12 protein-coding genes and 1 pseudogene are annotated in these 12,614 nt (G+C 32.4%); 1 reads left to right on the top strand and 12 read right to left on the bottom strand.

Annotation, left to right across the window (positions count from 1 at the left end):
- Together RSB60_RS08265 and RSB60_RS08260 are read right to left on the bottom strand one after the other, a co-directional pair.
- Window positions 1-1,049, bottom strand: a pseudogene (locus RSB60_RS08265) (endonuclease MutS2); the annotation flags it as partial.
- Between the two features lies 1 nt (window position 1,050).
- Window positions 1,051-1,698 (bottom strand): CvpA family protein, encoded by a 648-nt coding sequence (locus RSB60_RS08260; RefSeq protein ID WP_332615692.1) that lies wholly within the window; start codon window positions 1,696-1,698, stop codon window positions 1,051-1,053.
- An 84-nt stretch (window positions 1,699-1,782) separates the two neighbouring features.
- Between RSB60_RS08260 and rnhC the strand changes: the two genes are divergently transcribed.
- Complete coding sequence (rnhC, locus tag RSB60_RS08255; RefSeq protein WP_332475084.1) at window positions 1,783-2,640, top strand: ribonuclease HIII; 858 nt, start codon at window positions 1,783-1,785, stop codon at window positions 2,638-2,640.
- On the opposite strand, the gene RSB60_RS08250 is transcribed toward rnhC, so the two are convergent.
- From RSB60_RS08250 to RSB60_RS08205, 10 genes are all read right to left on the bottom strand, one after another.
- On the bottom strand, window positions 2,637-3,125 hold the full coding sequence (locus RSB60_RS08250; protein ID WP_323380400.1) for a deoxycytidylate deaminase: 489 nt from the start codon (window positions 3,123-3,125) through the stop codon (window positions 2,637-2,639). The genes rnhC and RSB60_RS08250 overlap by 4 nt on opposite strands.
- A 24-nt stretch (window positions 3,126-3,149) precedes the next feature.
- A complete protein-coding gene (locus RSB60_RS08245; RefSeq protein WP_332615689.1) occupies window positions 3,150-4,382 on the bottom strand; it encodes a rhomboid family intramembrane serine protease in 1,233 nt (410 codons plus the stop codon).
- A 1-nt stretch (window position 4,383) separates the two neighbouring features.
- Window positions 4,384-5,298, bottom strand: a complete 915-nt coding sequence (locus tag RSB60_RS08240; RefSeq protein WP_323380398.1) for an RluA family pseudouridine synthase — start codon at window positions 5,296-5,298, stop codon at window positions 4,384-4,386.
- Entirely contained in the window at window positions 5,285-5,755 is a 471-nt protein-coding gene (lspA, locus tag RSB60_RS08235) for a signal peptidase II (protein WP_332615687.1), read from the bottom strand. Before lspA ends, RSB60_RS08240 begins: the two co-directional genes overlap by 14 nt.
- A gap of 67 nt (window positions 5,756-5,822) precedes the next feature.
- Window positions 5,823-6,329, bottom strand: a complete 507-nt coding sequence (locus tag RSB60_RS08230; RefSeq protein WP_323380396.1) for a hypothetical protein — start codon at window positions 6,327-6,329, stop codon at window positions 5,823-5,825.
- On the bottom strand, window positions 6,310-8,172 hold the full coding sequence (locus RSB60_RS08225) for an ABC transporter ATP-binding protein (RefSeq protein WP_332615684.1): 1,863 nt from the start codon (window positions 8,170-8,172) through the stop codon (window positions 6,310-6,312). Before RSB60_RS08225 ends, RSB60_RS08230 begins: the two co-directional genes overlap by 20 nt.
- Window positions 8,165-9,961 carry an ABC transporter ATP-binding protein gene (locus RSB60_RS08220; protein ID WP_323380394.1) on the bottom strand — a complete coding sequence of 599 codons (1,797 nt, stop codon included), beginning with the start codon at window positions 9,959-9,961 and terminating at the stop codon, window positions 8,165-8,167. Before RSB60_RS08220 ends, RSB60_RS08225 begins: the two co-directional genes overlap by 8 nt.
- A gap of 57 nt (window positions 9,962-10,018) precedes the next feature.
- The gene (locus RSB60_RS08215; RefSeq protein WP_323380393.1) at window positions 10,019-10,273 is read right to left on the bottom strand and encodes a TIGR03905 family TSCPD domain-containing protein; all 255 of its coding nucleotides are present in this window, start codon (window positions 10,271-10,273) and stop codon (window positions 10,019-10,021) included.
- A 66-nt stretch (window positions 10,274-10,339) separates the two neighbouring features.
- Window positions 10,340-11,014, bottom strand: a complete 675-nt coding sequence (locus RSB60_RS08210; protein WP_323380392.1) for a potassium channel family protein — start codon at window positions 11,012-11,014, stop codon at window positions 10,340-10,342.
- Window positions 11,015-11,026: 12 nt separating this feature from the next.
- The gene (locus tag RSB60_RS08205; protein ID WP_323380391.1) at window positions 11,027-12,424 is read right to left on the bottom strand and encodes a TrkH family potassium uptake protein; all 1,398 of its coding nucleotides are present in this window, start codon (window positions 12,422-12,424) and stop codon (window positions 11,027-11,029) included.
- Window positions 12,425-12,614 lie beyond the last annotated feature (190 nt).

Raw genomic sequence — 12,614 nt, 5'->3', positions numbered from 1 at the left:
CAATAAGTCATTAACACCGCCAGACCAAGACATTTCAAACTTACCGTTTTACCACCTGTATTTGGTCCTGTTATTAGTAACACTCGTGTTGGTTCGATAATTCGATAGGTATTGCAAACAACCTTCTTGCGATCAATTAAAGGATGACGAGTACTCTTAAGATATATATTTCTTTCTGTAGTCAGTGTTGCTACAATAGCATCTTCATTTTTACCCCATTGTGCTTTTGCAAACAAAGCATCTAAAATAGCACATGTTTCTAAATTATTCAAACAATCAGTTGCAATATCACTAACCATCTCACTGCAAGCACGACATATTCTTTCAATCTCTTCTTGCTCTTTTGATATTGCACTTTGTTTTCGATTATTAAGTTCAATAAAACTTGATGGTTCAATATATGCAGCTTGTCCTGAGGCACTTTCACCATGTACAAAACCACCGAAGCTATTTTTGTCTGAAACCTTCACTAAAACAACAACTCGATTATTTCTTGTAGTTACGATATTATCAATCATTGATGCAGCATGTTTTTGCATGAATTTACTAGATTCATTCGCAATCTCTTGATCAATTTTTAATATGCTCTTACGAATTGATTTTAACTCTGGGCTAGCAGAATCTAAAATTTCTCCATATTCATTGAAACAGTTTTCTAAATGTTCTTGGATTTTCTTAAACACTTGAATTGATGATACTAAATCATCAATCTCTTCACATTCTTCTTCAATTTTATTCTTATAGCTAACTACTGCTGCACAAGCACGGATATGTTGAATCACTGCAACAAAATCCAGTGGTGTCAACAAAATTCCCTTATGTGCAGATTCTAGTAATGTGCTTATATCTTTCAAACCATAAAAAGGCATTGCACCATACTTTACTGTACAACGTAACGCTTCTTCAATTCGTTTGTTTTCTCTTCTAAGCACAAGTGGACTAAAACTAGGTTCTAACTCCATGATTTTATTTGAACCAAGACTAAAAGCACAAAGCGAAGCCATTTGTGCTTTTATTGTTTCTAATTCTATTCCACTAAACATTTTCATTTTATTTTCCAACCTCATCTAAATTATTTTCTTCAAACCACTGCTTAAGTTCTTCTCGGTCATTTTCTGATAAATCATTCATGTTATTTGTAAGTTTCGCAAGAGCATCATTTTTCTTTAATGGTTCTTCCAACTCTTTCACAAAATTTGTAGCTGTATCCAATATCGGACTCATCCATGATTTTTGTACAATTTGTTGTCCTTCGCTAAAAAATGGAAGTGTTAATATAAAAGATATTAGTATTACCCATACTGTTGAAGAAAAAAAACTGAATAATGCTCCTAATAAACCATTTAATTGTTTAAGAAGTGGAATTTGTTGTAACATTTTAATTACGGGTCTAATAATTAAAAGTAAGAGTTTAATCGCAACAAGTATGATAAAAAACCAAACCAGTTGATTTATATAATTACTGATTGCTGTACCAAAAATTGTATCTTGTAATGGTACCATTGATTTAGGCCATATTTCAAAATATGTTGCAAGTACAGGTGCAAATAACCACGCTAAATAAATCGTAACTAACAATCCAATAATATCAACAACTTGGAGTAAAAATCCTTTTTTGTATCCCGCAAAAAACATGATTATATAAAATGCTAAAATTAATATATTTATAATCATTATAAATGATCCTGAAACATTCATTTGCTTACCTCTCAATCCCTATAATAATAACTAATTATACAAAGAAGTGCAAATCTTATGGTATGATAATACCGAGGTAAAATCATGTCTACAATTACACTTTTATGTACTCAAAATCAAATCGATAAAATTCATTCTACATTTCATGATTCACTGAGTGATAAAACTCCTGCGTATGCACAATTTCAATGCAAACTCGAAGGTTGTGTTATTACTGCATATCAATCTAAGAAGGTAGTTTTTCAGGGTACTGATGCTGAAATTTTTGCATCTGCCTTTATGGATAGCAATAAATCAACTATCCAATCACATGCCGGTAGCGACGAAGTTGGAACAGGTGATTATTTCGGCCCAATCTGTGTTTGTGCTTGTATTGTTCCTGAGAATGCAATTTCAACAATAACATCTTATGGTATTCAAGATTCTAAAATGATGACAGACGATATTATTGTCAAAGTAGCTCCTGATATTATGAAATTATGTCCACATAGTTTATTAATTCTTCCAAATTCAAAATACAACGTCGTTCATCAACATTCAAATATGAATGCAATCAAGGCTAAACTTCACAACCAAGCCTATATAAATCTTAGCAAAAAGCATCCTTTACCAGAGCTAGTAGTTGTTGATCAATTTGCGCCAGAAGATTTATATTATCGTTATCTTGCAAAAGAAAAAATCATTATTCGAAATATCCATTTCGAAACTAAGGCTGAGAATAAATATCTAGCTGTTGCATGTGCTTCAGTTATTGCTCGTTATGCTTTTCTAGAGAGTCTTAAAAATTACGAATCGCATTATAATATGACTTTTTTGAAAGGTGCCAGTGATGCAGTTGACCGTAATGCTGCTGAGTTTGTTAAAAAATTTGGCGAAAAAGAACTTACTAATGTTGCAAAGGTTCATTTCAAGAACACTGAAAAATTAAGGGAATATCTTTAGATATCCCCTTTTTCTATATTTACATTAATTGATATTTTTTCTGTTAATTGCACGCATTCTACTCCTGCTGCCCTTAACATTTTTTTACTTGCTTTTACTGCATCTGTATCAGCGTACTTATCACATTCATATACTATGCGGCAAATTCCAGATTGAATAATTGCCTTCGCACATTCATTGCAAGGAAATAGTGATACATAAATTGAACATTCTTTCACTGGACGTGGACTATTTAAAATCGCATTCAATTCAGCATGAACCACAAACGCATATTTGCTTTCTAACATTCCACCTTCTCTACCCCAAGGAAATTCATCATCATTACATCCTCTAGGTAGTCCATTATATCCAATACTTACGACACGATTTGTACTATCTACAATAACCGCTCCTACTTGTGTAGATGGATCTTTGGAACGTAATGCTGACAAATGAGCAAGTCCCATAAAATATTGATCCCAATTTAATACATTTTCCCTTTTCATAGTAATCTCCTCTTTTTATTTGATTTAAAAAACATAAAATTTATTTAATTTATTAAGCATCGATTGACTATATCCTTTAAATCCAACCGAATCCATAAAATCTAAAACTTGAAGATCAGTTATATAGTAAATAGGCGAAATAGTAAAGCTTTTCGTTGCACGATAACCAACAAAAACTAAAAGTATAGCTAACGCAATAAGTGCATTTTGTTTAAGCAACTTCCATGTCTTATTTTTAGTAATGAATAAGGCAATGAATAATCCACCAATGAATCCTCCCATGTGTCCAAAAAATGATACACCTGGTAGAAAGCTAATCATGACATTAATCAATAATGTTGATATAAAACTTCTTGCGACTGCTGGATTATAAATTACTTTTGAATCAAATCCATAAACTAGAAGTGCTGCCATCAAACCATAAAGTCCACCACTTATTCCAACAACTAGAACATTTCCTTGGGCAACAAATACGAAGATACATCCTGTAATTATTGATCCTAGTAAGATAAGTAAATATTGTGTACGACTATATACCTTCTCAAGTATTTGCCCTAAATTAATTAGCGCAATCATATTCACAAGTAAATGTATCATATTATAGTGAACAAATCCTGAAGTTAGAAAACGAAAAAATTCTCCACCGACTACAACAAATGCTTTATAATAGCCACCCACAATAATAGATGCTGCGGCACTTGCGTTCCCATCACCACCCAATAGTCCAGTAATATAATTCACCAAGACAAATACAGCCAAACAAATTATCGCAACAACAAATGAAACAACTGGTTTTTTGTTCATAATGTCGTTAGGTGCTTTGTTTCTAGACATTTCTTTTAATTTATCCATTGGATTAAATTGTTTTTTGTCTTGTTGATCATTTGAAAACGTTAGAATATCTGGAAACTCTTGTGTAATATCTGTTCCTTCAAGTTTGTCATTTACGATAGTTACTTGAACAAGATCATCCTCACTTGTATCAATTGCTTCATCATCTAAATGAATATCTAATAATTTAGCCTTTACATTAAAGAATTTACAAATTGTATCGTGAATTTCAAGCAATCTCGTCTTATCAAAAAATGTTGATGAAATTGATGATGTTGAAATTCGAATCACTGGATACTTATCACTATGTGTTGATCCCAACCAAATCTCTTTAGCACTTCCTTGAATTTCTACAATTTTATATTGATATTTAGCTACAAAGTATTGAGCTAATTTATAGGTCGCAATCTCTTTTTCAGAAACCATATTATTCACTCCTCAATTCTTCAATTAATTTCTCAAAATATGGTGGTAGTGGTGCATTAAATGTCATCGTTTCTTTTGTTGTTGGGTGTACAAGTGTTAATGCCTTGGCATGTAATACTTGTCCTTCTGTATCTTGACGAGTATTGCGCAGTGAGTATTTTGGATCACCTACAATTGGAAAACCAATATATTGCATATGAACACGAATTTGATGAGTTCTACCAGTTTCAAGTTTGAAACTCACTAACGTATAATTTTTGTATCGTTCTTCCACTTTAAAATGTGTAACTGCATCTCTAGCATTTTTATCGGTCACTACCATTTTTTGGCGGTCTTTTGGGTCACGTCCAATAGGCGCATCAATAGTTCCGTTGTCATGTGGGATAACACCATGCACGATAGCGATATATTCACGTGAACATGTTTTATTAGATAGCTGTTTTGATATCGCTTCATGGGCTTTATCATTTTTACAAGCAACAATACATCCTGTTGTATCTTTATCAATACGATGAACAATTCCTGGACGTAATATGCCGTTAATTCCAGATAAATCTTTACAATGAAATAGTAATCCGTTAACCAGTGTATTGTCAGGATTCCCTGCACCTGGATGTACTACCATTCCTTTAGGTTTATTAATGACGATAATGTCATCATCTTCATAAAGTATATCTAAGTTCAAATCTTGTGGAATCGCTTCGAGTTCTTTAACTTCCGGAATCTCTACAACAATTTCATCTCCAGCCTTTACTTTATATTTATTTTTCTTCACTTCATCATTTACATGTATACATCCATCATCAAGTAATTGTTGAATACGTGAACGTGATAGCTCCTCACAGTAATCACGAATAAATGTATCTATTCGTGTACCCTCATTTGTTTCATCTACAATGATATTAATTTTCTCCATGCGTCTCCTCCTTTTTGAAGATAGTTTGAAGGATAAGTAAACCTATCCCAATACATAACGCCATATCAGCTACATTGAATATTGGAAAATCATATCCCAAAATATAGAAATCTAAAAAATCACGAACATAGCCAAAGAAAACGCGATCAACCAAGTTTCCAGCAGCTCCAGCAATCATCATTGCTAAACAAATTCGTCCAAAGTTATCTTTTTCAGGAGTTTTAACATACATAAAACTAAATAAACAAACACCCACTAATGATGTTAGTGCTAGAATACTCACTCTGCCTGAGAATAAACTCCATGCAGCTCCTGTATTTTTTGCGTATGTAAGATAAAAGAAATTCTCAATAATTGGAATTTGCTTATGCAAATCCAAATTTGTTTGCACAATGTATTTTGTTCCTAAGTCTAAAGCCAATATAGCCAATATAATAAATATATCTCTACGTTTCATATTTTCACCAACCTTTGATTATTATAACAAAAAGACTAGTTTTAAACTAGTCTAATAATAAATCCACTTAAAGTGATTGTTTTGATTTAATGAATTCTTCTAATTCATAGGGTTCATAACGTTTTTGCATCTTAGTAAGGGCTATATTGAATGCTTTTTCATCATAATCATTAGTACGTTGTTCACGTAAATAATGCTTAATATCTAGGCTCATTTGCCCAGATAGCGTTGATTCACGACGAGCACAAATTTCATTCGCCTCATTAATTAACAAGAATAATGCATTATAGTTTTGATTGTCCTTTAATGTATTCAAAAATTCTTTATTTGCATCTAGAATACAGAATGGCACGTCTGATATTTCAAGCATATCATCTATTTCTAGCAAAAAGCCATCAATAATTCCTTTTTGAAAATAACTTAAATGAATTTTATTGCGTTTGAAATTTTGAATCTCTTCTTCTTGCCAAACAGTATCTTTAATAAAATAAACCCACGTTTGTTCTAGAAAATCTAGCCAGATTCCCTCTTCAATTGCACATTCAATTTTGTTATCAGTTTTGTACGAAATCATTTTTAACCCCTTTGTGTAATAATTGATTTTCAAGATCTTCATTGAATTGGTTAGAATACAAACGATAATAATATCCTTTTTTATCTAATAATTCTTGATGAGTTCCAGATTCAACCACGACACCCTTCTTAATAACTAAAATTATATCCGCATTTACGATTGTTGACAATCTATGCGCGATAATAAAGCTAGTGTGATGAGTTAAAACATGATCAATCGTATATTGAATAATTTGTTCTGTTTCTGTATCAATGGAAGATGTTGCTTCATCGAGAACGAAAATTCTTGGATTAACCAACACTGCTCGAGCAAAGGATATCAATTGCTTTTGACCAGTTGATAATTTTCCTCCACCTTCTCCAACTTCAGTATCATATCCATTTTCTAATTTAACGATGAAATCATGCGCATTTACTAATTTACATGCATCAATAATTTCTTCATCCGTTGCATCTAATCGCCCAAAACGAATATTTTCTTTAATTGTTCCTGAGAATAAATGCGGTGATTGAAGAACATATCCTAGGCGTGATCGTAACCATCCTAATGAACGATCGCGATATTCTACACCATCAATTAAAATTTCACCCTCAACTGGTTCATAGAAACGACAAAGTAAATTAACAATTGTACTCTTTCCTGATCCTGTTTCACCAACTAACGCGACTGTTTGACCTTCTTTAACTGATAAATTAAAGTTTTTAAGAACTGGTTCTCCTGGTAAATAATGAAAGGATACATTTTTAAATTCTACGTTTCCTTGAATTGGTTCATAATTTTCAGGTTTAGGATCAAATAGTGTTCCATATTTTTCGATAATTTCTGGCTTATCAATTATTTCTGGTTGAGTACCCAATAAACTAAGTACCCGTTCAGCACTCGCTTGAGCCATTTGTAACTCTGCAATTAAACGAGCTATTTGACGAAGAGGTTCAAAAAATTGAGTTGCATACTGAGTAAACATCATCAAAGTACCAAATTGAAGTGTACCTAATAAAACTTCATAGCCACCATACCATAAAATTGCCGCTGTACTAATTGAACCTAATCCCATTACAATTGGCATAAATAACGCTGATAGAGTAGCTGCCTTAATACTCGATTTACGCATAAGCGTAGTTTCTTGATCAAACTCCTTAAAGTTTTTCTCTTCAAGGACAAGAGTTTTAGTAGTTTTAGCACCGGTAATTCCTTCATTAAATCCGCTAGTAATCTTTGAATTAATTTTTCTTACAGATCGATAACTTTTAAGTATTCTTATTTGAAACCATACACTTAAATAAGCAAGTATTGGAACAACGATTAATACCAATAAAGCTAGTTTCCAGTTTACCGCAAACATTACGATTGTAACACCAATCATAACTGAGAAACCCCAAACTAAATCCATCAAGCTCCATGATAAAATTTCCGCTAAACGTCCGATATCACTTGTCATACGAGCCATTAACCAACCAATGGGTGTCTTGTCAAAATATGAGAATGATAATGATTGCAGTTTATGAAATGCTTTTTCTCTTACTTCGTAAGCGAAATTCATCTCAATTTTTCCTGCTTGAAGGAAGAACAAATAAACAATTGCTGCTTGTGTAATAATACCCACAATGAAGACAATCGCAAAAATAGTAAGTTTGTAGTCAATGACTCCATTACCAACAAAATAGTCAATTGCAATTTTATTCATATATGGAAAAGCTACATCAAGTATCGCAATAAAGAAATTTAGAAAGAACAACATATATAAATTCTTCTTTTGCGATTTCATCATCCCGAGTATCTTACGCCATAAGCTTGTATCCAGTGATTCTGTATTATATTCCTGTTCTTGGAATTGATTAGTCATTGTCATCACCCCCTAGAATAAATGAACTTTGGATTTCAAAAATTCGCTTGTATAATCCATCTTCATGAATAAGTGATTCATGATTACCCACTTGTGTAATTCTTCCATCTTCAATGACAAGAATTTTATCTGCATCTTGAGCTGAAGAAACACGTTGAGTAATAATAATTTTTGTTGTATCTTTATTTAAATCATTTAAAGCATGACGAATATTCGCATCAGTTTCTGTATCAACAGCACTTAAGCTATCATCAAAAATTAAAATTGGTGTTTCATTAATAATTGTTCTAGCAATCGCAATTCTTTGTTTTTGACCACCAGACAAGGTTACTCCCTTTTCACCAACAAGTGTTTGATATCCTTGTTCAAATTCTTTAATAACTTCATGTACTGATGCCACACGAGCTGCTCGTTCTACTTTTGTATCATCTGAGAAACGATTCGCAAGTCGAATATTTTCATGAATTGTCTTAGAAAATAGAAATGGTTCTTGTAATACAATCCCAATATGGCGACGAATATGTTCTCTTTGAATTTCATTCAATTCGTGACCATCAATCTTAATTGATCCGCTTGTGTAATCATATAAACGTGATAATAAGTGGACTAGCGTTGATTTTCCTGCACCTGTTGGGCCAATAACTGCCACCGTTTCACCTTTTTTAATTTCAAAAGAGATATCTCTAAGAATAGGTTCATTTGCATCATGGTATTGAAAATCACAATGTTCAAATACAATATGTCCTTCGATTTTTGGCGTGATACCTGTTGTAATATCTTCTACTGGTTCATTTAAAATTTCATTCAAACGTCCAACTGATACTGTCGCTTTACCAATATCTGCTAGAATTCTACCCAAATTTCTTATTGGCCATAAAATCATTGTTTCATATGAAATAAAAACAAAGAAGTTTCCTACAGATAAGTTACCATCAATTGCTGTGAATATACCTACAATCAAAATCAATAAAATTTGTCCCAAACAAATCAAGTCACTAGTACTCCAATATAAGCCTAGCAAGCGTATTAATTTAAATGTTAATTCTTTGAATACCGCATTCTTTTTCTCAAAACGATCAATCTCATATCGTTCACGATTAAACGCTTTGATAACTCGAATTCCAGATAAACTTTCTTGTATTGTTGTCGTCATTACACCTTCTGCTTCATCTGAAGCCAAGAATGTTTTTTGTGTATTCTTGAAAAAGATAAATGCATAGAAAATTAATAATGGCATACTAATAATCGCTAAAACAGCCATTGGTGGATAAATTGAAAATAATACAATAATCGCTATCGCTGCTGTCGCAACTGAATAAATCATTTCTGATAATTGTCCTGCGAAAACTTTACGAACTTGTTCAACATCACTTGTACATCGTTGTACCAAATCCCCTGTCTTTGCAGATACATGATATGCATAAGGTAAATGTTGTAAGTGATCATACAAATCATTACGAATATGGTAACTCATATTTTCTGAAATTACCGCATTCATACGTCCTCTTATAAATACACCCAAACATACGAACACATTTACAAACAATACACACGCTGCCCCAATCCACAAATTGTTTCTAACATAATCTCTTCCACCTAAAAAAGTGAGAATATCCCCAAACAACTTATTTGTGATTGGCTTGTTGTCAATTATGTTATCAATGAAAAAACTAAAGATTAGTGGTGAAACTAGATTAAGTAATGCATACACCAAGGTTACTACTACCATTAAAAGAAGTTTTCCTTGATTATTTTTGCAATACTTCTTTATAAAACTCCATTTACTCATACCGTTTCCCCCTTTAATAAAGTAAAATAAAAAAACACTTGCGTGCTTTTTACATAATTAGCGAGTTTGTTCCGCTAAACATTTCGCGATTTGATCTGGACAAGAAGTACTCTTGTTACCACAAGTAATCCCGTTAAAAGCACTTATGACTTCTTCGACGGTCTTGCCCTTAATAATACTACAGATCCCTTTGAGGTTTCCATCACATCCACCAGTAATAGTGAAGTCCTTAATAATATTATCTTCTAACTCAAATTCAAAGAGTCTAGAACAAGTACCATTTGGTTTAAATGTAAATTTATTGCTTGACATGATGCCACCTCCTTTTCTACAACATGTTTATGATAACATACTTTTTTTCATGATTAAATACTTTTTTTAACGATTAAAACTTTTATCAAATTTCTTAAAAACAAGATTATCTGCAATTACAAGTAGACGATCATTTGCTTCAATAACATAATCAGCACTTGGAGAAATTGATAAGTGTTCTCCTGGTTTCTTACGAATACCTAATACATTGATACCAAAACTAGTTCTTAGATCTAAATCTTTCAATGATTTATTATTCCAAATTTCAGGTGCTACTATTTCAATTACACTGTATTCACTATCAATTTCAATTAAATCCACAATACTCTTTGATACTAATTGTTTAGCTACACGTTCACCCATTTCTTTTTCAGGACGGATAACACGATCTGCACCAATCTTTTCAAAGATTTGCATGTATTTCTTATTTTTTGCTTTTGCAACAATATAAGGAACACCAAGTTCTTTTAAATTCATGATAGCCATAATACTATCTTCTAAATGTGACCCTGTTGCAACAACAGCGCAATCACAATCTTGTACACCGATTGCACGTAACTGTTCGATATCTGTAATATCAGCTTGAACTGCATTCGCTGCAAATTCAGCAATACGATCAACACAAACGATATCACGGTCAACCGCGATAACTTCATAGTTAAAATCTGACAATGATTTAGTAATTGTTGAACCGAAGATTCCTAATCCTAAAATTGCAAATGTTTTGTTTTTGTTTGACATAATTTCTTGCTCCTACCCGATTAATATATCGCCATGAGAATATGCAATCTCTTTTTGTTTTTGTTTTGCTCCTACTCTGAAGATAGAAACAATAATCGTTATCGGTCCAACACGACCAATAAACATTAATAGTATAATAACAACTTTTCCAATACTCGACAAGAGTGGAGTCACATCCATTGATAGACCGACTGTCGCAATTGCAGAGAAACTCTCAAATACTAGAGCAAGGAAAGGTAAATTTTCAGTGATACTTAGAATTAATACTGATATAAGTAAAGCACTAAGGTACATCATAGTAACGACATATGCTTTCATAAAATTCACTCTTGGAATATCTCTTTTCATGACATTAATATGATTGTCATTTCTTAATATAAAGATAATAAAGATAAATAGCATTGCAAATGTTGTTGTCTTAATACCCCCTGCAGTACCTCCAGGAGATCCACCAATAAACATAAAGATACACATAATAAATTGCGTTGCTGGTTTAAGCGCCGCAATTGATACTGTACTAAATCCTGCCGTACGTAGTGTAGTTGATTGGAAGAAAGCAGCCATCCATTTCTCAAATTCGCCTAAAGGACCAAGTGTAGCTGGATTATTGAATTCTAATGCATAAATCAATATTGTCCCAATCGCTAACAAAGAACCTGTCATAAGTAGAACAAGTTTAGTATGTACCGCAAGCATTTGTTTAACTTTTTTCAACGCACACTTCTTTTTAAATGCTGCTGTGATGTTATTTCTTAAATCAAGCCATACAACAAATCCTAGCCCCCCAGTAATAATTAATCCACAAACAGTAAAGTTAATTAATGGGTCATTCACAAATGGAGCTAAACTTGAAACAGTCATATTATCCAATCCCGCATTACAAAATGCAGAAACTGATAAGAATATTGAATTGAAGAGTCCTTCTGATATGCCATATGAAGGAATAAATCGAATTGCAAAGAGTATTACACCAATTCCCTCAAAGACAAGCGTATATTTTACGATACTGCGAATAAACTTAGGCACATCACGTAAATCTGTCTTACTTAGCGAATCTTGAATAAGTTTCTTTTCTTTTAACATTAATTTATGTTTCATCAAGGAAACGACCAAGAATAAGATAGTCATTAAACCAAGCCCACCAATTTGCATTAAACAAATAATTACAATTTGTCCAAATCGATTATATTGTTCAACAACAGGAAAAGGAACCAAGCCTGTAACACAAGTTGCACTTGTAGCTACAAATAAGTTATCTAAATAACTTTGTGGAGCAATATTATTTGAAATTGGTAACCACAACAGAATACTTCCTGTTAAGATTACAAGAACAAAACTCAAAGCCAGTAAAGGCATTGGACCAAGCTTTTTAAATAGTAGCTGTCTAAACGACAAATTTGATTTATTCATAACTATCACCCTTAATCAATAGCAATCTCTAGTGTACTCCTTTAAAAATAAAAAGCAATACTTATCCATCAAGTGAAATTAATAACTATTATAGCACATTCTATACTTTTCCTTATCATTATGATATAATATGCGCTTGGAGAAAAAAATATGAAATTTATTGAATTAAACTTATCAAAAGAATTACAAC

The sequence above is a fragment of the Anaerorhabdus sp. genome, assembly GCF_036657415.1.
In the GTDB taxonomy this organism is placed as follows: Bacteria; Bacillota_I; Bacilli_A; order Erysipelotrichales; family Erysipelotrichaceae; genus Anaerorhabdus.
This window is presented reverse-complemented; position numbering and strand designations above follow the sequence as displayed.